Source organism: Paraburkholderia phenoliruptrix (genome assembly GCF_902859825.1).
Taxonomy (GTDB): Bacteria; Pseudomonadota; Gammaproteobacteria; order Burkholderiales; family Burkholderiaceae; genus Paraburkholderia; species Paraburkholderia phenoliruptrix.
Map to the genome: position 1 here is coordinate 49,347 of NZ_CADIKB010000008.1, position 22,883 is coordinate 72,229.

Consider the following 22,883-nt stretch of genomic DNA (forward strand, 5'->3'; position numbering starts at 1 on the left):
CCATGAAGTACGCGCCTGTCGTGTTCGCTCTCGCGTTCCTGCTGTCCGGCTGCGATCAGCCGCTGTCGGTGGCTTCACTGGCCGCCGATCCATCCCGGTTGCACACGCTGCGCGCGCAGTGCCGCACGGGCGCGCACGACGGCGCGTTTTGCGCGCAGGTGGCCCAGGCCGACCTGCGGCGCTTTCTCTCCGGCCAGACCGGGCCGAGCGAGTATCAGACGCTAGCCGACCTGCCGCCGATTCCGCCCAGCTTCGATGAACCCGCCGATGCCGATGCGCCTGGGCAGGAGGACTCACCATGAACGACGTAACGATCATCGACCGCTTCCTCGATACCTTCTCGCGCTACATCGACTCGGGCTTTGGACTGCTGCATGGCGAGGTGGCGTTTCTGACCGCCACGCTGATCGTCATCGACATGACGATCGCCGGGCTGTTCTGGGCGATGGGCCATGCCGTCGGCCAGGGCGAGGACGTGATCGCCAAGCTGATCCGCAAGGTGCTGTACGTCGGTGCCTTCGCCTACATCATCGGCAACTTCAACACGCTGGCCGGCATCCTGTTCCGCTCCTTCGCCGGGCTGGGCCTAACGGCCAGCGGCTCGACCTTGAGCATGGAGAACTTCCTACACCCTGGGCGGCTGGCCAAGGTCGGCATCGACGCCGGTGCGCCGATCCTTGAGCAGATCGGCAACATGGCGGGCTTCCCCGAGGTGTTCGTGAACATCACGCCCATCGTCGTGATGTTCCTCGCGTGGTTGATCGTCATCCTGTGCTTCTTCGTGCTGGCGATCCAGCTTTTCATCACGCTGATCGAGTTCAAGCTGACCACGCTCGCCGGCTTCGTGCTGGTGCCGTTCGCGCTGTGGAACAAGACCGCGTTCCTCGCCGAAAAGGTGCTGGGCAACGTGGTGTCGTCCGGCATCAAGGTGCTGGTGCTCGCCGTCATTGTGGGCATCGGCTCGGGGCTGTTCGCCGAGTTTCAGGTACATCCCGCCGAGCCATCCATCGACCACTCCGTGGTCGTGATGCTGGCCTCGCTGACCCTGCTGGCCTTGGGCATCTTCGGGCCAGGCATTGCAACCGGGCTGGTGTCTGGCGGGCCGCAGCTTGGCGCGGGTGCGATGGCCGGTGCTGCGCTGGGCGCTGCGGGCGCTGCCGTTGCCGTCGGCGCCGCAGCCACGGGCGTCGGCGGCGCGGTAGCTGCTGGAGCGCGCATGGCGCCCGCTGCCGCCAAGCTGGCCGGCAGCGGCGCGCGGGCTGCCGCTGGGGCTGCCAGCAGTGCACGGTCGGCGTTCCAGGCCGGTTCCGCTTCGGCCGGCGGCGGCCTCAAGGGTGCCGCTGCGGGCTTCGGCAATGTCGCCAAGACAGGCGCTCAGGCAGCCGGGCAGAAGGTGGCCGATGGCGCGCGTTCGATGAAGGAACGTGCCGCCGCAGCTTTCCGCCAGGAAGGCACGACTTCGGCGGGAGGCGGTACAGCCGCCGCATCGGGCGGCCCAGCGTCTGGTGGTGATACGCCCTCCACCGCGCCGCAGGAGCAACCCGCCTGGGCCAAACGCCTGCATCGCCGCCAGCAACTCACCCATGCCGCAACCACCGCCGCCCACACGCTGCGCGGGGGCGACGGCGGCAGTTCCAGCCAGGGGCCGAGTCTGCGCGATTCCGATTCCTGATCTTCAAGGAGAACACCCATGCGATTCAAACGACCGCAGGTGCGCTATGCCGACACGCCGCAGCCTGCTACTCCGTACCAATCCGCCGCACAGGTGTGGGACGAGCGCATCGGCTCGGCCCGCGTGCAGGCGAAGAACTGGCGTTTCATGGCCTTCGGCTGTCTCACGCTGGCCGTGCTGATGGCCGGGGGCCTGGTCTGGCGCTCGGCGCAATCCATCGTGACACCCTATGTCATCGAGGTGGACAACGCGGGCCAAGTGCGCGCCGTGGGCGAGGCCGCTACGCCGTACCGGCCCAGCGATGCGCAGATCGCCTACCACCTGGGCCGCTTCATCGGCCTGGTGCGCTCGCTGTCCATCGACCCGATCGTGGTGCGGCAGAACTGGCTGGACGCCTACGACTACACCACCGACAAGGGCGCCGTGGTGCTCAACGAGTACGCCCGCGTGAACGATCCGTTCGCGCGCATCGGCAAGGAGTCGGTGACGGTGCAGATCACCAGCGTGACCCGCGCCAGCGACGCCTCTTTCAACGTGCGCTGGACGGAACAACGCTTCGTCAACGGCGCTCCTGCTGGCACCGAACGCTGGAACGCGGTGATTTCCATCGTGCAGCAGACCCCGCGCACCGAACAGCGCCTGCGCAAGAACCCGTTGGGCATCTACGTCAACGGCCTGTCGTGGAGCCGCGAACTGGATTCTTCCGAAGGAGCCAAGCCATGAACCCGTCTTTCCGTACTTACGTTTCCGTGCTGGCGCTCGCGGCCCTGGCGGGCTGCGCCACCCAGGGCAAGCCGCCGCCGACCATCTCGCTCGATGAGCCGGTGCAGGCGCAGCCGCTGCCGGAGCCGCCTGCACCTGTGGAGGCGGTCGCTGTGCCCGAGGTGCTGCCGATGCCGGCACAGTTGAAGCCAGCGCCCGAGGGCGAAGAAGCCAAGCCGGCGCCGGAGCCGGTCGACGAGAAGGTGCGCGTCTCACGGGCCAATACCGAGGCGCGCGTCGCGCCCACGCGCGAGGGCTACGTCAACGCGATTCAGGTGTGGCCTTTCACGGACGGCGCGCTGTATCAGGTCTATGCGGCCGTGGGCCGCGTGACCGTGATCGCGCTCCAGCCCGGTGAGGAACTGGTGACGGTGGCCGCTGGCGACACGGTGCGCTGGATCGTGGGCGACACATCGAGCGGCAGCGGGGATGCGCTGCGCGTGAACGTGATGGTCAAGCCCATCCGCTCGGGCCTCAAGACGAATCTCGTTGTAACCACCAGCCGACGCACCTATCTGCTGGAACTGACCTCGACAGAGAAGACATGGATGGCGTCGATATCCTGGGAGTACCCCAAGGACAAGATGCTCGCCTTGCAGCGCCAGGCGCAGGCGGCCAGCGCCGCCGCGCCGGTCGAGACCGGGCTGTCGCTGGAGAAGATCCGTTTCCGCTATGCCATCAGTGGCAGCAATCCGCCGTGGAAGCCGCTGCGCGCCTTCGATGACGGCGAGAAGGTATATATCCAGTTTCCCGCCGGCATCGCCCAGGGCGAGTTGCCGCCGCTGTTCGTGATCGGTGCGCAGGGCGACGGGCAATTGGTGAACTACCGCTTCCGCTCGCCGTATTTCATCGTTGATCGCTTGTTCGGCGCTGCCGAGTTGCGCTTGGGCGGGGACAAGGGCGACGTGGTGCGGATCGAGCGCACCGACGGCACGCGGGGGAACTGACCATGAGCCAGGACGACACCCCCGACCTCACCACGCCGCAGGCGGGCAAGGTCGCGCCCGAGGCGGTGGCGCTACGCGCCCAGCCGTGTCCGGTCACGCGCCTGAACCGGCGCACGCTGGCCGTCCTCGTCGGCGGCCTGTCGGTCGCCGTGCTCGGGGCCACGATCTGGTCATTGCAGCCGCATCGGCGCGGCACTGGCGAACAGACCGAGCTTTACAACGTGGATCGCGTATCGAAGTCCGAGGGGCTGGATGGCCTGCCTTCCGACTACTCGAAGCTGCGGAAGGTGCCCGAGTTGGGGCCGCCGCTGCCGGGCGATCTTGGCCCCGCCATCGTCGCTTCGCAGCAGCCGGCCGTAGCCGCTTACGCGGCCCCCGGCCACGATCCGAATGACGCTTTGCGCAAAGAGGCGGAAGCCGCTGCGGCTTCGTCGGTGTTCTTCCGCTCCGGCGGCCAGGGCCAAGGCCAGGCCGCAACGGTGGCGCAGGCGGCGCCGGGTGCGCCGGGTGCTGCAAGCGCGCTCGCAGCCTTCGACCCGCTCGCCGCCGGGCCGGCCTCGACGGCGGCCCAGCCCGCCGACCCGACCGCCACGCAGAACCGGCAAGACCAGAAGGAGGCGTTCCTGAAAGGCGGCTCTACGGAAACCCGCAATTCCGGCAACCTGGCGCTGCCGGCGTCGCCGTATCAGGTGATGGCCGGTACGGTGATCGCCGGGGCGCTGGTCACAGGCATCAAGTCCGATCTTCCGGGCGATGTGATCGCCACCGTCACGGAGCCCGTCTATGACACGGCCACGGGCAAGTTCCTGCTGATCCCGCAGGGATCGCGCATCCTCGGGCGCTACAACAGCCAGGTCAGCTACGGGCAGAGCCGCGTACAGGTGGTATGGAACCGGGTCATCCTGCCCGACACGTCATCGCTGACGCTCGACAACCTCGTGGGCACCGACCCGGCCGGCTACGCCGGCCTGGAAGACGACGTGGACTGGCACTGGAACCGCGTCTTCGCCGGCGCCGTGTTGACGACGCTGCTGGGCGTGGGCGCCGAGCTGGCCGCGCCGGAGAACCGCCAGGACGGCAACCGCATCGTCATCGCCGGGCGCGACAGCGCACAGGACAGCATCAATCAGGTCGGCCAGGAGATCACTCGGCGCAACATGAACATCCAGCCGACGCTGACAGCACGACCGGGCTTGCCGGTTCGGGTGATCGTGGCGCGCGACCTCGTGTTGCGTCCTTACCAACCCATGTTCTATCAGCTTGGAGGTGCGCGATGAGTACCCCCCGAAAACTCCGCCTCGGCCCGTTGCCGTCCAGCGGTAGCACGAAGCTGACGTTCACCTGCCCGGCCAGCCTGAAAGCCGACCTGGACGCCTACGCCGCACTGCACGCGCAGACGTATGGCGAGGCCGTCGATGCAACGACGTTGATCCCGCACATGCTGGAGACGTTCATGGCGGGGGATCGGGGATTCAGAAAGGGAAGCAGGGGCAAGGCCGCACCGCCGAAGTCGGGTTGACGATGTGGACGCATCCACCACCCACTCACGATGAAAGCGCAGCCCTCGGGTTGCGCTTTCGCTTTCTGGGGATGGATTGCGACAGGCCGGGGCATAAGATGGCTATGCGATCTTGCCCGCTGCGGCGCCCCTGCGTTTGCCACCGCAAAGCGCCCATGTGGCACCTAGCCAGAAATGCAGCAAGCGCGCGCCGCAGCCCGAATCTAGGCTAACCTATTGCCCCATAAGACCTTTTGCGCCGCTGCATGACCTCACAAAAGACTTGACAGCGGACATTTTTCATTGCCGAAGCCCTCTATTTCAGTTTCGTGACATGCGATGTTAAATTGCGACATCCGGCGCCCGTCAAAGGCGTAAAAAAGCGCCGGCCCGGCGGCGACGCCGGACTGTCATCGAATACAAATAGAATCGCGCGATTCGCATTCGCGCACCTTCCGTCAGGAGACAAATCGATGAGTTTGAAGCCGCTGTTCCGTTCGCTTTCCGTTGCCGCCGTGCTGAGTGTCGGCACTCTCGGCATGAGCCAGACGGCTCGGGCCGCCACTGAAATCCAGTTCTGGCACGCCATGGAAGCCGCGCTCGGCGAGCGTCTGAACGACATCGCCAACGCGTTCAACGCGTCGCAGTCCGACTACAAGATCGTGCCCGTGTTCAAGGGCACCTACGACCAGACGCTGGCAGCGGGCATCGCCGCTTATCGCAGCGGCAACGCGCCGGCCATCCTGCAGGTCTATGAGGTCGGCACCGCGACCATGATGCAGGCGAAAAAAGCCGTGGTTCCGGTATCGGACGTGTTCAAGCAAGCCGGCCTGCCGCTCGACGAAAAAGCGTTCGTGCCGACCATTGCGAGCTACTACAGCGACGCGAAAACCGGCCATCTCATCTCCATGCCGTTCAACAGCTCGACGCCGGTTCTGTACTACAACAAGGACGCATTCAAGAAAGCCGGCCTCGATCCGAACCAGCCGCCTAAAACCTGGGCCGAACTGCAAACCGACGCGCAGAAGCTGAAAGCGTCCGGCATGGCTTGCGGCTACTCGTCGGGCTGGCAGAGCTGGATCCAGTTGGAGAACTACAGCGCGTGGCACGGCGCGCCGTTCGCGTCGAAGAACAATGGTTTCGACGGCGCCGACGCGCAGCTCGAATTCAACAAGCCGCTGCAGGTCGCGCACATCCAGTTCCTGCAGAACATGCAGAAAGACGGCACGTTCACCTATGTAGGCCGCAAGGACGAGCCGGTCTCGAAGTTCTATAGCGGCGACTGCGGAATCATCACGAACTCGTCGGGCTCGCTCGCCACCATCAAGAAGTATGCGAAGTTTAACTTCGGCACCGGCATGATGCCTTACGACGCCAACGTGAAGGGCGCGCCGCAGAACGCCATCATCGGCGGGGCGAGCTTGTGGGTGCTGTCGGGCAAGGATCCGGCTGTCTACAAAGGCGTGGCGAAATTCCTGTCGTACCTGAGCTCGCCGGAAGTCGCCGCGAAGTGGCATCAGGACACGGGCTATCTGCCGGTCACGACCGCCGCGTATCAGCTGACCCAGCAACAGGGCTTCTACGAGAAGAACCCGGGCAGCGACACCGCCATCAAGCAGATGCTCAACAAGCCGCCTCTGCCGTACACGAAGGGCCTGCGCCTTGGCAACATGCCGCAGATCCGCACCATCATCGACGAAGAACTCGAGCAGGTGTGGGCCGACAAGAAGACGCCGCAACAGGCGCTCGACTCGGCGGTCTCGCGCGGCGACGAATTGCTGCGCCGCTTCGAGAAAGCCGGCAGCTGATCGCCGCATAAGCCTCAGCAATCGCCTCACCAATCGCATCAGCAAGCGCAAATCGGCAGGTTTCCGGCGCACTCGCGCCGGAGCCCGCCCGCAGCCACCCTCTTGAGATTCGTCGATGGAAAAGCGCTCCCGCTTCGGCACCAGCCTGCTGCCCTATCTGCTCGTCGCGCCGCAACTTCTGATCACGGCGCTGTTCTTTCTGTGGCCCGCCGGCGAAGCACTGTGGCAATCCACGCAAAGCCAGGACGCGTTCGGCACGTCGAGTGAATTTGTCGGGCTCGCGAACTTCAGGCAGCTTTTCGCCGATCCGCTGTATCTGTCGTCGTTCAATACGACGATCATTTTCTGTGCATTCGTCACCGCGTCGGGCCTCGTGATTTCGCTGTTGCTCGCCGTTTGCGCCGACCGCGTGACGCGCGGCGCAAAGGCGTATCAGACACTGTTGATCTGGCCGTATGCGGTCGCGCCGGCCATCGCCGCCGTGTTGTGGTCGTTTCTCTTTAACCCGAGCATCGGCCTCGTCACCTTTGCGCTCGCCAAGTACGGCATTGTGTGGAATCACGCCCTGAACGCTGGGCAGGCGATGTTTCTCGTGGTGCTCGCCTCGGTGTGGAAGCAGGTCAGCTACAACTTCCTGTTTTTCTATGCAGGCTTGCAGGCCATTCCGCGTTCGCTGATAGAAGCCGCGGCAATCGACGGCGCCGGCCCCGTGCGGCGCTTCTTCGGCATCGCGCTGCCGCTGCTGTCGCCCACCAGTTTCTTTCTGCTCGTCATCAATATCACCTACGCGTTCTTCGACACCTTCCCCGTGATCGACGCAGCAACGGGCGGCGGCCCCGCCCAATCGACCCGTACGCTCATCTACAAGATTTTCGCCGAAGGCTTCCAGGGACTCGATATCGGCAGCTCGGGCGCGCAATCCGTGGTTCTGATGGTGATCGTCGTCGCGCTGACGGTCGTGCAATTCCGCTTCATCGAACGCAAGGTTCAATACTCATGATCGAGAACCGCCGCGGTTTCGACCTCTTCTGCCACGCGGTGCTGATTCTCGGCGTCGTGCTCGTGGTGTTTCCGGTGTACGTCGCGTTCTGCGCAGCGACCATGAGCGAGCACGAAGTGTTCACCGTGCCGCTCTCACTCGTGCCGAGCTCGCATCTGTTCGACAACATCGCGACCGTGTGGGCGCACGGCAGCGGCAACGCGGCAGCGCCCTTCGGCCGCATGCTGTTCAATAGCCTCGTGATGGCACTCGTCATTGCCATCGGCAAGATCGCGGTGTCGATGATCTCGGCTTACGCGATCGTGTTTTTCCGCTTTCCGTTTCGCAATCTGTCGTTCTGGCTCATCTTCATCACGCTGATGCTGCCGGTCGAAGTGCGCATCTTCCCGACCGTGCAAGTCGTGTCGTCGATGCATCTGAGCAACACGTACAGCGGTCTGACGCTGCCGCTGATCGCGTCGGCCACGGCGACGTTCCTGTTCCGCCAGTTTTTCATGACACTGCCGGACGAATTGATGGAAGCGGCGCGCATCGACGGTGCGGGCGCGATGCGTTTTTTCTGGGACGTCGTGCTGCCGTTGTCGAAGACGAACATGGCGGCGCTCTTCGTGATCACCTTCATTTACGGCTGGAATCAGTATTTGTGGCCGATTCTCATTACGAGCCAGCAGTCGCTCACGACCGCCGTGGTCGGCATCAAGAGCATGATCGCCTCGGGCGATACGGCCACGGAATGGCATCTGGTCATGACGGCCACCTTGCTCGCGATGCTGCCGCCGCTCGCCGTCGTGCTCGCCATGCAGCGCTGGTTCGTGCGTGGACTCGTGGATGCCGAGAAGTGATCCGCGCGGCGTGGACCGCATCAAGAAACTCGCAGAAAAGCACGCAAACGAAGACTCGCAAACGAAGGGCTAAAACCGCATGGCTGCACTCACACTGCAAGGCGTTAAAAAAACCTACGACGGCAAACAATTCGTGTTGCACGGCATCGACGTCGATGTGAACGACGGCGAGTTCGTCGTCATGGTCGGTCCGTCTGGATGCGGCAAATCCACTTTGCTGCGGATGGTGGCGGGACTCGAGCGGATTTCCGAGGGCAGCATTTTGATCGCGGGCAAAGTGGTGAACGAGCTCGAGCCGAAAGACCGCAACATCGCGATGGTGTTTCAGAACTACGCGCTCTATCCGCACATGAGCGTCGCGGAAAACATGGGCTACGCGCTGAAAATCGCGGGCGTCGACCGGGCGCAGATCGCAGAGCGCGTGAAGGCCGCCGCGCAGATTCTCGAACTGGAAGCGCTGTTGCAGCGCAAGCCGCGCGAATTGTCGGGCGGTCAGCGTCAGCGCGTCGCGATGGGCCGCGCGATTGTGCGTGAACCGGCCGTGTTTCTGTTCGACGAACCGCTGTCGAATCTCGACGCGCGTCTGCGCGTGCAGATGCGGCTCGAAATTCAGCGTCTGCATGCGCGCCTCGCCACAACAAGCCTGTATGTGACGCACGACCAGATCGAAGCGATGACACTGGCCCAACGCGTGATCGTGATGAACAAGGGTCACGCAGAGCAGATCGGCGCGCCGACCGAAGTCTACGAGCGGCCGGCCACGGTGTTCGTGGCGGGTTTCATCGGCTCGCCGGGAATGAATCTGCTGGAAGGGCGCGTATCCGACGACGGCTCCACTTTCGACGTGGCCGGCAACGGTCCCCAGCTGCCGCTAGCGGGCGTGCCGTCGATGGGCCGCGAAGTCGCGAAGGGGCGCGAGTACACGCTCGGCATTCGTCCCGAGCACATGAGTCCGGGGCAAGCGGATGCGCCGCACGCAAGCCTCACCGTCGATTCCTGCGAACTGCTCGGCGCGGACAATCTCGCGCACGGACGCTGGGGTCGGCATGATGTAACCGTGCGTTTGCCGCATGCGCACCGGCCCGCGGGCGGCGAGGCGTTGCAGGTCGCGCTGCCCGCCCGCCATCTGCATTTCTTCGATACGGTGAGCGGCCGGCGCGTGAACTGACCTGCGCTTCGAGAACCGATGAACCACTACGCCGGGACGACATGCGAGCTCATGGCCTGAAAAGCGCGCGCCGCGGCGCATCCGTTGCAGCGGCATTGCTGCTGAAGCTGTCGATCGGCATCTCGCCGGCATTCGCGTATGTGGCGCCCGGCACGACGCCGGACGAAGCCGACCTCAGCAATCACAACACCTACAGAAATCGCGACGGCAACACCGTGCATGCGCCGGCCCGCTCGCTGTCGGGCAAGGCGCCCAACGGCGCGACCGCCCGTTGCCGCGACGGCAGCTACAGCTTCAGCCGGCACCACGGCGGCACCTGCTCGCGGCACGGCGGCGTCGCCGATTGGCTGTAAGCGCCGCTAAGGCACGAACAGGCGAGCACCAACAGACGAGCACAATCAAGCGAGCGCAGGCAAACCGGCGCAAGCCGCCGGCAGTCCCCTCTGCCGTCGCGCGCTCCCGCCGAAGTACAATGCCATCTGCACACGGCCCGCATGGGCGTCGTCGCGCTGACACCGCGCCCGACGCCGCGCCGGCCGACGCCGGGCGCTTCGCCCCGGCATGACACCGATTACCTATCCACCCACGACTGCCCGCCCCCGCGCGGCCGGCGTCGTCAACGTCTATCAAGCACACAAGCAAATGGCCCAATACGTCTTCACCATGAACCGGGTCGGCAAGATCGTGCCGCCCAAGCGTCAAATCCTGAAAGACATCTCGCTGTCGTTTTTCCCCGGCGCGAAGATCGGTCTGCTCGGCCTGAACGGCTCGGGCAAATCCACGCTGATCCGCATCATGGCCGGTGTGGACAAGGACATCGAAGGCGAAGCCACGCCGATGCCCAATCTGAACATCGGCTATCTGCCGCAGGAGCCGCAGCTCGACCCGAACAAGACGGTGCGCGAAACCGTCGAAGAAGGTCTCGGCGACGTGTTCAACGCGCAGAAAAAGCTCGACGAAATCTATGCGGCGTACGCGGAGCCTGACGCGGATTTCGACGCGCTCGCCGCCGAGCAGGCCAAATACGAAGCGATTCTCGCGACGTCGGACGGCGGCAGCGCCGAACAGCAGATCGAAATCGCCGCCGACGCGCTGCGCCTGCCCGCATGGGACGCGAAGATCGAGCATCTGTCGGGCGGCGAAAAGCGCCGCGTTGCGTTGTGCAAGCTGCTGCTCGAAAAGCCCGACATGCTGCTGCTCGACGAGCCGACCAACCACCTCGACGCGGAATCGGTCGACTGGCTCGAACAGTTCCTCACGCGCTTCCCCGGCACGGTGGTCGCCGTCACGCACGACCGCTACTTCCTCGATAACGCGGCCGACTGGATTCTCGAACTCGACCGCGGCCATGGCATTCCGTGGAAGGGCAACTACAGCAGCTGGCTCGATCAGAAGGAAGAGCGCCTGAAGCAGGAAGAAGCATCCGAATCGGCGCGTCAGAAGGCGATCAAGAAGGAGCTGGAATGGGTGCGCCAGAACCCGAAGGGCCGCCAGGCGAAGTCGAAGGCGCGTATTGCCCGCTTCGAGGAACTGAACAGCCAGGACTACCAGAAGCGCAACGAAACGCAGGAAATCTTCATTCCGGTCGGCGACCGCCTCGGCAATGAGGTGATCGAGTTCAAGAACGTCAGCAAATCGTATGGCGACCGGCTGCTGCTCGACAACGTCAGCTTCAAAGTTCCGGCGGGCGCGATTGTCGGCATCATCGGTCCGAACGGCGCGGGTAAGTCCACGCTGTTCCGCATGCTGACGGGCCGCGAACAGCCGGACTCGGGCGAAATCGTGATGGGGCCGACCGTGAAGCTCGCTTACGTCGATCAAAGCCGCGACGCGCTGGATCCGTCGAAGACCGTGTTCGAGGAGATTTCCGGCGGCGCGGACGTGCTGACGGTCGGCAAGTACGAGACGCCGTCGCGCGCGTACATTGGCCGCTTCAACTTCAAGGGCGGCGACCAGCAGAAGATCGTCGGCAACCTGTCGGGCGGCGAGCGCGGCCGTCTGCATCTGGCCAAAACGCTCATTGCCGGCGGCAACGTGCTGCTGCTCGACGAACCGTCGAACGACCTCGACGTCGAAACGCTGCGCGCGCTCGAAGACGCGCTGCTCGAATTCGCCGGCTCGGTGATGGTGATCTCGCACGATCGCTGGTTCCTCGACCGGATCGCGACGCACATTCTGGCGTTCGAAGGCGATTCGCAAGTCACGTTCTTCGACGGCAATTACCAGGAGTACGAAGCCGACAAGCGCGCACGTCTCGGCGAAGAAGCAGCGCGTCCGAAGCGTCTGCGCTACAAGCCGATCACGCGTTAAGTTCGCCGGTCCGGCAGCGGCCTGCCCGTAGAAACACGGGCGGGCTGCCTGGCATTCACGCCTCTGCTCTTCAGCTTCCGGCGCGATTGCCGCACGCTTCCCGCACGATTGCCGCAGCCTCGCGGCACGTCCGCCAGTTCTTCGCAGCCACTCCATACCATCCGCAACCGCCAGACGTCGGCGGCATCGCGACACGGCACACGCATTGCTCGCCTGCGCGTGCTATATGTCGTCCCCGCGGCGCGCGAGGGCGGCGCGCACTCATCACGGCCTGGCCGCGCATCGCGGCAACGAGGAGAGAAGCATGGCGATGTCGAAGAGCCAACGCTGGATCGTTGCCGCGGGCAGCGTGCTGGTGGTGCTCGTCGTCATTGCATTCGGCCTGCTGCAATACGCGCAGCGCGAAGTAAAAGCGCGCGTGGTGGCCGCGCTCGGGCCTCTGGGCAGCGCGCAAAGTATCGACGTCGGGCTTACCTCGGTTCATCTCACCCATGTACTGCTGAAGCCGCCGCCCGGCTGGCCCGCCGGCGATCCCTTGAAAGCGGAAGACATCACGCTCACGCCGGACATCCGCGATCTGCTCGCGCACCGCATGCATATCCGCAGCGTGGTGGTGCGCGGTTTCGACATGGCCGTGCTGCGCACGCAAAACGGCACGCTCCGTTTGCTGCCAAATCTGCGCCAGTCCGTTAACAGCACCAACGACGAGGCGCGCGGCGCGTCGGCGAGTTCGACGCCGCGCGAGAAGCAGGTCGATCACATCAGCTTCGAACAGGGCCGCTTCCATTTCTACGACATGACCGTCGGGCCGCCCGCCTACAAGGTGACGGTGAGCGACGCCAACGCGACTGTCGACAACATTCATTTGCCCGAGCTCACGGAGCCGACCCGCGTGGACGTCAAAGGCTCGATCAAAGGACCGTCGCACACCGGCACGGTCACGTTCAGCGGATGGATCCGAATCGCGAGTAAGGACTCGCAGACGACGAGCACGCTGCGCGGCGTCGACGTCGCCATTCTCGATCCCTATCTCGTGAAGAAGACCGGCGCGAGAGCACAAGTGACGGGCGGCACGGTCGACATGAGCATTCAGTCGACGGTGCGCAACTATCAGCTGCACGCCCCGGGCACGATAACGGTCCACAACCTGCAGCTCGCGGACAACGGCAATCCGCTGGACACGTTCCTGTCCATTCCGACCAAGGCCGCAGTCGCCGCGCTGAAGACGCATAACGGCGACATCACGCTGCACTTCGTGCTCGACGGCAATTTGCGGGATCCGAAGTTTTCGGTGCAGGAACGGCTGACGACGCGCATCGCCGAGGGCTTCGCGAAAGCGCTGGGCGTCAGCGTGGAAGGTGTGGCGAAAGGCGCGGGCGAAACCGTCAAAGGCTTGGGGAACGCCTTGAAGAACTTACTGGGGCAGTGATCGTAAGCCGACCGCGCAAGCGCTCGAAGCAGCGCGTCGCTATGGCTTACGCCTGCCGCGTGCGCGAGTTGCGCGACGCGCGGCCCGTCAGACCGGCAAACCCAATTCGCGCAAGCGCGCTTCGGTTTGCGCTGCGCTGGTGTGATGTACTCCGTGCCAGCCGAGCGCGGTGGCGGCGGCCGCGTTCTTCGGGTTGTCGTCGATAAAGACAAGCTCGGTCGGCTCGATGCCCGGCAGTTGCACATTGATCCGCTCGCGCATGGCCGCGAAAATCGCCGGATCGGGCTTCACGAGACCCACTCGCCCGGACACGATGATGTCCCTGAAACGCCGCAGCACCGGGTAGTGTTCCCATGCATACGGAAACGTCTCCGCCGACCAGTTCGTCAGCCCGAAGAGCGGCACCTCGGCGGCTTCGAGCTTTTCCATGATCGCGACGCCGTCGTCCAGCACGCCGGCCACCATTTCGTGCCAGCGCTCGTAGAACGCGCGGATCAGCGCTTCGTGGTCGGGAAACTGCGCGACCCGTTCCGCCGTCGCCTCGACGATCGGCTGGCCGCCGTCCTGACGCACCACCCAATCCATCGAGCAGACGTGCGTGAGGAACCAGCGGCGCTCGGCCTCGTCCGGAATCAGTTGCCGATAGAGGTACTCGGGATTCCAGTCGATCAGCACGCCGCCGAAGTCGAACACGACTGCCTTGATGCGCATGCGCTCTCCGTCGCGAGGTGGTTACGGCTCAGATTGGCTGCGTGCGCAGTTCCAGCCACGCCTTCGCGTCGCCGGAAACATACGGCGAGAGGCGCGTGCGAACCGTCTGATGATAGTCGTTGAGCCACGCGCGTTCGTCGTCGCGCAGCAGCGCCAGGTCGAGGCAGCGCGTGTCGATTGGACAGAGCGTGAGCGTCTCGAACTTCAGGAAGTCACCGAATTCGGTCTGGCCCGCGGGCACATTCAGCACCAGATTCTCGATGCGCACGCCCCACTTGCCCGGCCGATAGATGCCCGGTTCGACCGACGTGATCATGCCTTCTTCCATGGCCGTCCAGGGTTCCGCCGGCGCGTAGTGCGAGATGACTTGCGGGCCTTCGTGCACGTTGAGGAAGTAGCCGACTCCGTGGCCCGTGCCGTGGCCGTAGTCGGCGCCGGCTTCCCAGATCGGCGCGCGGGCGATCGCGTCGAGCATCGGCGAGCGGATGCCGCGCGGAAACTGCGCGCGCGACAGCGCCAGGGTGCCTTTCAGCACGATGGTGAAGTCGCGCCGCTGCTCGTCGCTGATCGTGCCGATCGGCACCACGCGCGTGATGTCGGTCGTGCCGCTCAGATACTGCGCGCCCGAGTCGATCAGCAACAGGCCGTTGCCCTCGATCACCGAATGCGATTCCTGGGTCGCGCGATAGTGCGGCATGGCGCCATTCGCGTTGAAGCCCGCGATGGTCGCAAAGCTCAGCGACACGAAACCCGGCCGGCGCGCACGCGCGGCCGTCAGACGTTCGTCGATAGTCAGCTCGGTGATGGTCTCGCGGCCGAGCGCGCCTTCGAACCACGCGAAGAATTCGGCAAGCGCCGCGCCGTCCTGCTCCATGGTCTCGCGCACGTGCTGCGCTTCAGCTTCGGTCTTGCGGGACTTGAGGAACGTGGACGGATTGACCGCCTCGACCACTTTCACCGTCGACGGCACCGACTGCAGCGAGCCGTACGTGATACGGCGCGGGTCGATCAGCAGCGTGCAGCCCGCGGGCAGCGCGGCGAGCGCATCCGCCGCTTTTGCATACGGCTCGACATTGACGCCGTCGCGCGCGAGCGCCTCGGCGAGCGCGGGCGGCACCTTGCCGTCTGCAATGAAAAGCGACGCGTGGTCTTGGCCGACCAGCGCGTGCGCGACGAAAACCGGGTTAAAGCTCACGTCGGCGCCGCGCAGATTGAAAAGCCACGCGAGGTCGTCGAGCGTGGAAATGAAGTGCCACTGCGCGCCCTTTTCCGCCATGACGCGGCGGATCTGCGCGAGCTTCTCGGCACGCGCGACGCTCGCATGCGGCGCGGCGTGCTCGAACACCGCGGCATCGGGCAGCGACGGGCGCTGCGGCCAGATGCCGTCGAACAGATCGACGTCGGTGCGCAGCTTCACGCCGCGCGCCGTGAGCGCCTGCGTCAGCGCCCGCGCCGCCGCCACACCGAGCACGGCGCCGTCCACGCCGACGGTACCGCCGGGCGCCACGTTTTCAGCGAGCCAATCGAAATGCGGTGCGGTTTGCTGGCCGCCGGTCATCTTCATGAGCTGGACGCCGCTGCCGGCCAGCTGCGCGTTGGCCTGCTCCCAATAGCGGCTGTCGGTCCACACGCCTGCGAAATCGGCCGTGACGACGAGCGTGCCCGCCGAGCCGGTGAAACCGGAAAGCCACTCCCGCCCTTGCCAGCGCCCCGGCAGATATTCGGACAGATGCGGATCCGCGGACGGCACAAGGTAAGCCGCGACGCCTTCGCGCGCCATGGCGCTGCGCAAGTTGGCAAGCCGTTCGGGAATGGAGGAGGTTTGGGGAAGTCGGGCATTCATGGAAGTCACCTGCAAAGATTCAACGACGGGAAAGCAAGCCGACCGTCACGGCAACGGCGATCATCGCGACGGCCGTGCATACGGGCCATTCGAGCAATTCACCGTCATGAAAAAGTCCCACCACATTGCCGGCCATGTGCGCGACGCTCGCGCCCAGCACGCCGCTCACGAGCGCGACCCATAAGCGGGCGCGGTTCGAGTGATTCACGCGACGCAGCGGATGCAGCCACCAACCCACGAAGCCGATTGCGGCTCCCAGCACGACGATTCCGGGCCAACCCATCAGCGAGTGATCTCGCGCAGTTTCGGATTTGTCTCATGGGCGCGAGGCTCGACGACAGCTAGCATTTTTGTCTCTTTCTCAAAAAATCAGCACGGCGCTTTCCGCACAGCGGTTGAGTTTAGGGGTCGGGGTGAGGTTAGGCAAGCTGTAGGCCTTACGGAAAAGCCTGGTTCCTGGCCGTGGTCAAGTGGAACGCGCGCATGCGAATCGCCCTTATCGAGCCCGACACGCGACACGCCAAACTGGTCACCCGGCTGATTTTCGCCGGCGGCCACGTCTGTCAGCACTTCACCACCAGCGCGCCTTTTTTCGCCCAGGCTGCGGACCAATTCTTCGACCTGCTGATTACCGAAAACTGGGCCGGCGACCATTCTGCGGAAGACGTGATCGCACGTGCGCGTGCCCTGCTGCCGAGCCTGCCGGTCATCGTGATGATGTCAGAGCCGCGCGAAAGCCAGATCGTCGCGGCACTGCACGCGGGCGCCGACGACTGTCTGACAAAGCCCGTGCGCGGGCCGGAAACGATCGCGCGCGTGGACGCGCTGCTGCGCCGCGCGGGACTGCGCCGGCCGCCGAACCGGCGGCACGACGTCATCCGCGGTTATGCGTTCGACGCCGCCAATTTCGCCGTCACCTTCCGCAACCGCACGGTCACGCTCACGCCGAAGGAATTCCGCTTTGCGCTGCTGCTGTTCAGCAATCTGTCGCGGCCGGTGTCGCGCGCGCACATCATGGAAACGGTGTGGGCGCGCCGCCGCGACGTTAAGTCGCGCACGGTCGATACGCACGCGTCGCGCGTGCGATCCAAGCTCGAGCTACGTCCTGAAAACGGCTATTCGCTCGCGCCGCTGTATGGCTACGGCTATCAACTGGACGCCTTTCCGGTGGAAGCCGCTGCGGCCTGATGCCGATGCCCGCGCTGATGCCCGCCATAAGCGGCACGGCGCGGGCGTCGCGGTGTAACAATCGTGGAAACGCTATAATATGAGGCTAAACCATAGCTCCCCAGCATGCAGCTTCTAACGATCGGAATCAATCACCACACTGCGCCTGTCGCCTTGCGCGAACGCGTGGCGTTTCCGCTCGAACAGATCAAACCTGCACTGGACACCTTCAAAAGCGTCTGGCTCGGCACCACGGCCCGCTCGGCGCCCGAAGCGGCGATTCTCTCCACCTGCAATCGCACCGAACTCTACTGCGCGACCGACGACGCGGCCGTGCGCGAAGCCGCGATCCAATGGCTGTCGCGGTATCACAACCTGCCTATCGAAGAGCTCGCGCCGCACGTCTACGCGCTGCCGCAGTCCGAAGCCGTGCGCCACGCATTTCGCGTCGCGTCCGGTCTCGATTCGATGGTGCTCGGCGAAACGCAAATCGTCGGACAAATGAAGGACGCCGTGCGCACGGCCTCGGAGGCAGGCGCGCTCGGCACCTATCTGAACCAGTTATTCCAGCGCACGTTTGCCGTCGCGAAGGAAGTGCGCACCACGACCGAAATCGGCGCACAGTCCGTTTCCATGGCCGCAGCAGCCGTGCGGCTCGCGCAGCGCATTTTCGACAAGGTGTCGAACCAGCGCGTGCTGTTCATCGGCGCGGGCGAAATGATCGAGTTGTGCGCCACGCACTTTGCCGCGCAGCAACCGCGCGAACTCGTGGTCGCGAACCGCACGGCGGAACGCGGCATGCGGCTCGCCGAACGCTTCAATGGGCGCGCCATTCCGCTGTCGGAACTGCCCACGCGCATGCATGAGTTCGACATCATCGTGTCGTGCACGGCGTCTACGTTGCCGATCATCGGCTTGGGCGCGGTCGAGCGCGCGGTCAAGGCGCGGCGTCATCGGCCGATCTTCATGGTCGATCTGGCCGTGCCGCGCGACATCGAACCGGAAGTCGGCAAGCTGGAAGACGTGTTCCTGTACACCGTCGACGACCTGGGCGCAATCGTCCGCGAAGGCAATGCTTCGCGCCAGGCCGCGGTGGCGCAAGCCGAAGCGATTATCGAAACGCGCGTGCAGAATTTCATGCAATGGCTCGACGCGCGCAGCATCGTGCCGGTCATTCGCCATATGCATACGCAAGCCGACGTGCTGCGCCGGGCCGAAGTCGAACGCGCGCAGAAAATGCTCGCGCGTGGCGACGATCCGGCCGCGGTGATCGAGGCGCTCTCGCAGGCGCTCACCAACAAGCTGATTCACGGCCCCACCCACGCGCTCAACCGCGCGAGCGGCGAACACCGTGACACGCTCATCGAACTGATGGGCGGCTTCTACAAACACTCCGGTTCGACCGAGCGTTAGCGGCGCGCACGCCGCCGCGCCGCCGGCCCGTGGCCCTGCAGTGGCCCGCCACGTGCTTCTGTCCCGGGCATCCGCCCATTTTTCTGGTTGCCGTCCTTGCCGGAGCCCGCTCCGATACCCGCCCGATGAAAACGAGCATGCAACACAAGCTCGACCAGCTGACTACACGGCTGGCCGAACTCAACGACCTGCTGAGCCGAGAGGACATCACCTCGAATCTCGACCAATACCGCAAGCTCACGCGCGAACACGCCGAGCTCGGGCCTGTGGTCGAGCATTACGCGCTGTGGCGCCAGGCCATGCACGACGCCGCCACCGCGCAGGAACTGCTGACAGACGCATCCATGCGCGATTTCGCCGAAGAGGAAATTCGCGCGGCGCGTGACCGAATGGAGCAGCTCGGCGGCGAACTGCAGACCATGCTGTTGCCGAAAGATCCGAACGACGACCGCAACATCTTCCTCGAAATCCGCGCGGGTACCGGCGGCGACGAGTCCGCGCTTTTTGCGGGCGACCTGTTGCGTATGTATCTGCGCTACGCCGAGCGCAACCGCTGGCAAGTGGAGATGATGTCGGCGAGCGAATCGGACCTGGGCGGCTATAAGGAAGTGATCGTGCGGATTGCGGGCGAAGCCGCGTATTCCAAGCTCAAGTTCGAGTCCGGCGGCCACCGCGTGCAGCGCGTGCCGGCAACCGAAACGCAGGGCCGCATTCACACGTCGGCGTGCACGGTCGCGGTGATGCCGGAAGCCGACGAAATCGGTGAAGTCGAAATCAATCCGGCCGACTTGCGCATCGACACGTTCCGCGCGTCCGGTGCGGGCGGCCAGCACATCAACAAGACAGATTCGGCCGTGCGGGTCACGCACTTGCCGACGGGCATCGTCGTCGAATGTCAGGACGACCGCTCGCAGCACAAGAACAAGGACCGCGCGCTGAAGGTGCTCGCGGCCCGCATCAAGGACAAGCAATCGCACGAGCAGCAGGCGAAGGAAGCCGCGACGCGCAAGAGCCTGATCGGCTCCGGCGACCGGTCGGAGCGGATTCGCACTTACAACTTCCCGCAAGGGCGTCTGACAGACCATCGGATCAATCTGACGCTGTATCGCCTGGATGCGATCATGGACGGCGATCTGGACGAACTGATCGGGGCGCTTGTGAGCGAACATCAAGCCGAGTTGCTCGCTTCGCTCGGCGACGCGGATTAGGCGTCAATGACCGCCCAGGACCCAGCCGATCGCGACCGCGCCGCCACGCCGGCCACTCCCGGCACGCCAGCCACGCTCTTGCGCGCCTCGCCATTGCCGCCGCTCGAAGCGCGGATTCTGCTCACGCACGTGCTCGGCTGGCGGCAAACGCAACTCATCACACGCGCGGACGAAGTGCTCGACGGCGCCTGCGTCGAGCGCTATCTGAAGTTGCAGGCACGGCGCGTGGCCGGTGAACCGGTGGCGCAGATTGTCGGCGTGCGCGAATTTTTCGGACTCGAATTCGAGGTCACGCCGCATGTGCTGATTCCGCGTCCCGAAACCGAATTGCTGGTCGAAACGGCGCTCACGGCCATGCAAGACCTCGCGCGCCCGCGCGTGCTGGATCTCGGCACCGGCACGGGCGCGATTGCGGTGGCCATTGCGTCGATGCGGCCGGATGCGCAAGTCACTGCAGTGGATCGCTCGGCAGAAGCACTCGCGGTCGCGGCGCGCAATGCCGCGCGCCGGCTCGATGCAAAGCGACCCGGCGGCGCCGTGATCTTCGCGCAAAGCGACTGGTACGGTGCGCTTGATCGCGGCCTGTGCTTCGACGTGATCGTCAGCAACCCGCCGTATATCGCAAGCGACGATCCGCATCTGGCGCAGGGCGATCTGCGCTACGAGCCGCGCGGCGCGCTCACCGACGAAGCCGACGGCCTCAGCGCGATTCGCGCAATCGTGGCTGGCGCGCCCGCGCGGCTGAGCTCGCACGGCATACTGTGGATGGAGCACGGCTACGATCAGGCTGAGGCCGTGCGTACACTTCTGACCGCGCAAGGTTTCGCGGATGTCAGATCCGAGCGGGATCTGGCAGGTATCGAGCGAATCAGCGGCGGGCGGCTTGCCGGCTGAGCTCACGTCGCCAACCCACACACCGACGCTCGACTCACGTCAAACGCCAAACGCCCAACGCCCAATACCTGCCAATACCAAGCCGCCGCCGCCCAAAGCGGGCCGCCGCAATAGCCGCAATCACCGGATGGTCAAAGCGGCCGTCGGCCGGTACGAGCGAAATCCGCTATCATTTCAGCCTATTCCCTACACATACCGGAACCGCAAGGTCAGTCATGGATACGCAACAACGCATCAAGCAAATCGTCGACGAAAACAACGTCGTGCTCTTCATGAAGGGCAGCGCACAGTTTCCGATGTGCGGCTTTTCCGGCCGCGCCGTACAGATCCTGAAGGCTTGCAATGTCAGCGACTTCAAGACCGTCAACGTGCTCGAAGACGACGAAGTCCGCCAGGGCATCAAGCAGTTTTCGAACTGGCCGACCATTCCGCAGCTTTATGTGAAGGGCGAATTCGTCGGCGGCTCGGACATCATGATGGAAATGTACGAATCCGGCGAACTGCAGCAACTGTTTGCCGCGGCCTGATCCGCCGGTCCCAAAGCTGCTCCTGAAACACGCTGAGGCGCCGCGAGTCATGGAAACACGCGCTGCGGCGCCACGCCGGCTGATTGTCGCCATCACCGGCGCAACTGGCGCCATTTACGGCATTCGCCTGCTCGAAACGCTGCGCAAGCTGGGCGGCGTGGAAAGTCATCTGCTTATTTCAAACGCCGGCTGGCTTAACATCCAGCACGAACTCAAGCTAGGCAAGGAAGACGTGCATCCGCTCGCGGATGTCGTCCATTCGGTGCGCGACGTGGGCGCGAGCATCGCATCGGGCTCCTTTGCGACGGACGGCATGATCGTCGCGCCCTGCTCGATGAAAACGCTGGCGAGCGTCGCGCACGGTTTCTCCGACAACCTCATCACCCGCGCCGCCGACGTCACGCTCAAGGAGCGCCGCCGGCTCGTGCTGCTGGTGCGCGAAACACCGTTGAACCTCGCGCATCTGCGCAATATGACGGCGGTCACGGAAATGGGCGGCGTGATCTTTCCGCCCTTGCCTGCTTTCTACAACCAACCGGCGAGCATCGACGAAATGGTCGATCACACGGTCGCCCGCGTGCTCGATCTGTTTGCGCCTGGGCCGGCGCTCTCGCCGACGTGGACCGGATTGCGCGGCGCCGACGATTGACTGCGTGGCGCGACCCCAGCGCCGCATTAACAACTACCGCAAGACAATCAATTCTGCTTTCGCCCGTTTATCAAACAGCGGTGCGGCATTATATTGGCAGCAACCGAACTTCCGATCGCGCCTTGCGGGCGCGCCGCTGCCATGAACCGCTTACCTTCGCTTTTTCTTTCCCACGGCGCGCCGACGCTGCCGATCGACCCGTCATTGCCGTCCGCCGAGTTTGCGACGCTGGGCGCGCAGTTGCCGCGCCCCGAGGCGGTGTTGATGCTCTCGGCGCATTGGGGCACCGCGCAGCCTGTCGCGAGCATCTCGACTGAACCCGAGACTATCCACGACTTTTACGGCTTTCCGCGCCAGCTGTACGAGATCCAGTATCCGGCTCGCGGCGCGCCCGATCTCGCGCGCCGCGCTGCCGCGCTGCTCGGTGAAGGCGGCCTGCACGCCGAGCTGCAGCCGCACGGGCTGGACCACGGCGCGTGGGTGCCGATGCTGCTGATGTTCCCCGACGCGGCCCTACCCGTCGCACAGTTGTCGATCCAGCCGCGCCTCGACGCGGCGCATCATTTCCGCGTCGGCCGAGCGTTGCGCGCGCTAAAGGACGAAGGCGTGCTGGTGATCGGCTCGGGCCAGATCACCCACAATCTGCGCGCGGCCGACTTTTCCGCGCGGCCGGAAGATGCCGATCCGCGCGTCGCCGAATTCACCGACTGGTTCGAAGAAAAGCTGACCGCGCGCGACATCGACGCGCTGCTCGATTATCGCCGCCAGGCGCCGCATGCCGTGCTGATGCATCCGACCGACGAACATCTGCTGCCGGTCTTCGCCGCGCTCGGTGCCGCCGACGACGATTACTCCCTCACGATCCAGTCGCTCGGCACGTACCAGCGCGCGCTTGCCATGACGAACTACGTGTTCGGGAGCGCCTGAGCGCCGGCTCCGCCCGCCGCGGAACGAGCCGTCAAATGCCGCAGCAGAAACAAAAAGCCCGCCTGAGCAGAACTCAGGCGGGCTTTTACTTTTCAACTTGCCGCCGGG

Annotated in this window: 23 protein-coding genes; 20 read left to right on the forward strand and 3 right to left on the reverse strand. The window is 64.7% G+C overall.

Going from position 1 to position 22,883, the window contains the following annotated elements:
• Nucleotides 1-2: 2 nt before the first annotated feature.
• The 13 genes from HV711_RS11260 to HV711_RS11320 all read left to right on the forward strand — a co-directional run bounded on the left by HV711_RS11260 (nt 3) and on the right by HV711_RS11320 (nt 13,436).
• Nucleotides 3-302: an EexN family lipoprotein gene (locus HV711_RS11260; RefSeq protein ID WP_012202370.1), complete on the forward strand. Its 300-nt coding sequence runs from the start codon at nt 3-5 to the stop codon at nt 300-302.
• Complete coding sequence (trbL, locus tag HV711_RS11265; RefSeq protein ID WP_012202369.1) at nt 299-1,672, forward strand: P-type conjugative transfer protein TrbL; 1,374 nt, start codon at nt 299-301, stop codon at nt 1,670-1,672. Before HV711_RS11260 ends, trbL begins: the two co-directional genes overlap by 4 nt.
• Before the next feature lie 18 nt (nt 1,673-1,690).
• Entirely contained in the window at nt 1,691-2,395 is a 705-nt protein-coding gene (trbF, locus tag HV711_RS11270; RefSeq protein ID WP_012202368.1) for a conjugal transfer protein TrbF, read from the forward strand.
• A complete protein-coding gene (trbG, locus tag HV711_RS11275; RefSeq protein ID WP_012202367.1) occupies nt 2,392-3,381 on the forward strand; it encodes a P-type conjugative transfer protein TrbG in 990 nt (329 codons plus the stop codon). The genes trbF and trbG overlap by 4 nt, the downstream gene beginning before the upstream one ends.
• Nucleotides 3,382-3,383: 2 nt before the next feature.
• Nucleotides 3,384-4,658, forward strand: coding sequence for a TraB/TrbI/VirB10 family type IV secretion system protein (locus HV711_RS11280; RefSeq protein WP_012202366.1), 1,275 nt, complete (start codon nt 3,384-3,386; stop codon nt 4,656-4,658).
• Nucleotides 4,655-4,900: a DUF2274 domain-containing protein gene (locus tag HV711_RS11285; RefSeq protein ID WP_035479525.1), complete on the forward strand. Its 246-nt coding sequence runs from the start codon at nt 4,655-4,657 to the stop codon at nt 4,898-4,900. Before HV711_RS11280 ends, HV711_RS11285 begins: the two co-directional genes overlap by 4 nt.
• 452 nt (nt 4,901-5,352) lie before the next feature.
• The gene (ugpB, locus tag HV711_RS11290) at nt 5,353-6,687 is read left to right on the forward strand and encodes a sn-glycerol-3-phosphate ABC transporter substrate-binding protein UgpB (protein WP_028362331.1); all 1,335 of its coding nucleotides are present in this window, start codon (nt 5,353-5,355) and stop codon (nt 6,685-6,687) included.
• A 115-nt stretch (nt 6,688-6,802) separates the two neighbouring features.
• Nucleotides 6,803-7,687 carry a sn-glycerol-3-phosphate ABC transporter permease UgpA gene (gene ugpA, locus HV711_RS11295; protein WP_028362332.1) on the forward strand — a complete coding sequence of 295 codons (885 nt, stop codon included), beginning with the start codon at nt 6,803-6,805 and terminating at the stop codon, nt 7,685-7,687.
• A complete protein-coding gene (gene ugpE / locus HV711_RS11300; RefSeq protein WP_013589730.1) occupies nt 7,684-8,529 on the forward strand; it encodes a sn-glycerol-3-phosphate ABC transporter permease UgpE in 846 nt (281 codons plus the stop codon). Before ugpA ends, ugpE begins: the two co-directional genes overlap by 4 nt.
• A 79-nt stretch (nt 8,530-8,608) precedes the next feature.
• Entirely contained in the window at nt 8,609-9,697 is a 1,089-nt protein-coding gene (locus HV711_RS11305; protein ID WP_035479530.1) for a sn-glycerol-3-phosphate import ATP-binding protein UgpC, read from the forward strand.
• Nucleotides 9,698-9,738: 41 nt separating this feature from the next.
• Nucleotides 9,739-10,050 carry a DUF3761 domain-containing protein gene (locus tag HV711_RS11310; protein ID WP_035479532.1) on the forward strand — a complete coding sequence of 104 codons (312 nt, stop codon included), beginning with the start codon at nt 9,739-9,741 and terminating at the stop codon, nt 10,048-10,050.
• A gap of 289 nt (nt 10,051-10,339) precedes the next feature.
• Nucleotides 10,340-12,007 (forward strand): energy-dependent translational throttle protein EttA, encoded by a 1,668-nt coding sequence (gene ettA, locus HV711_RS11315; protein WP_035479534.1) that lies wholly within the window; start codon nt 10,340-10,342, stop codon nt 12,005-12,007.
• A gap of 304 nt (nt 12,008-12,311) precedes the next feature.
• The gene (locus HV711_RS11320; protein ID WP_035479537.1) at nt 12,312-13,436 is read left to right on the forward strand and encodes a DUF748 domain-containing protein; all 1,125 of its coding nucleotides are present in this window, start codon (nt 12,312-12,314) and stop codon (nt 13,434-13,436) included.
• A gap of 87 nt (nt 13,437-13,523) precedes the next feature.
• Here the strand turns inward: HV711_RS11320 and HV711_RS11325 are convergent, their stop codons facing one another.
• The 3 genes from HV711_RS11325 to HV711_RS11335 are packed head-to-tail and all read right to left on the reverse strand — an operon-like array spanning nt 13,524 to nt 16,273.
• On the reverse strand, nt 13,524-14,147 hold the full coding sequence (locus HV711_RS11325; RefSeq protein ID WP_035479539.1) for an HAD family hydrolase: 624 nt from the start codon (nt 14,145-14,147) through the stop codon (nt 13,524-13,526).
• Between the two features lie 28 nt (nt 14,148-14,175).
• Nucleotides 14,176-15,990 (reverse strand): aminopeptidase P family protein, encoded by a 1,815-nt coding sequence (locus HV711_RS11330; protein WP_035479540.1) that lies wholly within the window; start codon nt 15,988-15,990, stop codon nt 14,176-14,178.
• Between the two features lie 19 nt (nt 15,991-16,009).
• A complete protein-coding gene (locus tag HV711_RS11335) occupies nt 16,010-16,273 on the reverse strand; it encodes a hypothetical protein (RefSeq protein WP_035479541.1) in 264 nt (87 codons plus the stop codon).
• 200 nt (nt 16,274-16,473) lie between these two features.
• Between HV711_RS11335 and HV711_RS11340 the strand changes: the two genes are divergently transcribed.
• The 7 genes from HV711_RS11340 (at nt 16,474) to HV711_RS11370 (ending at nt 22,775) form a co-directional block, all read left to right on the forward strand.
• The gene (locus HV711_RS11340) at nt 16,474-17,178 is read left to right on the forward strand and encodes a response regulator transcription factor (protein ID WP_028362339.1); all 705 of its coding nucleotides are present in this window, start codon (nt 16,474-16,476) and stop codon (nt 17,176-17,178) included.
• Between the two features lie 105 nt (nt 17,179-17,283).
• The gene (hemA, locus tag HV711_RS11345; protein WP_028362340.1) at nt 17,284-18,570 is read left to right on the forward strand and encodes a glutamyl-tRNA reductase; all 1,287 of its coding nucleotides are present in this window, start codon (nt 17,284-17,286) and stop codon (nt 18,568-18,570) included.
• A 125-nt stretch (nt 18,571-18,695) separates the two neighbouring features.
• A complete protein-coding gene (gene prfA / locus HV711_RS11350; RefSeq protein WP_015003850.1) occupies nt 18,696-19,778 on the forward strand; it encodes a peptide chain release factor 1 in 1,083 nt (360 codons plus the stop codon).
• A 6-nt stretch (nt 19,779-19,784) separates the two neighbouring features.
• Nucleotides 19,785-20,672 (forward strand): peptide chain release factor N(5)-glutamine methyltransferase, encoded by an 888-nt coding sequence (gene prmC / locus HV711_RS11355; protein WP_035479543.1) that lies wholly within the window; start codon nt 19,785-19,787, stop codon nt 20,670-20,672.
• Between the two features lie 215 nt (nt 20,673-20,887).
• Nucleotides 20,888-21,199: a Grx4 family monothiol glutaredoxin gene (grxD, locus tag HV711_RS11360; RefSeq protein WP_013589742.1), complete on the forward strand. Its 312-nt coding sequence runs from the start codon at nt 20,888-20,890 to the stop codon at nt 21,197-21,199.
• Between the two features lie 49 nt (nt 21,200-21,248).
• Nucleotides 21,249-21,848 (forward strand): UbiX family flavin prenyltransferase, encoded by a 600-nt coding sequence (locus HV711_RS11365; protein ID WP_035479544.1) that lies wholly within the window; start codon nt 21,249-21,251, stop codon nt 21,846-21,848.
• Nucleotides 21,849-21,989: 141 nt separating this feature from the next.
• On the forward strand, nt 21,990-22,775 hold the full coding sequence (locus tag HV711_RS11370) for a DODA-type extradiol aromatic ring-opening family dioxygenase (RefSeq protein ID WP_035479545.1): 786 nt from the start codon (nt 21,990-21,992) through the stop codon (nt 22,773-22,775).
• The last annotated feature ends 108 nt before the right edge of the window (nt 22,776-22,883 follow it).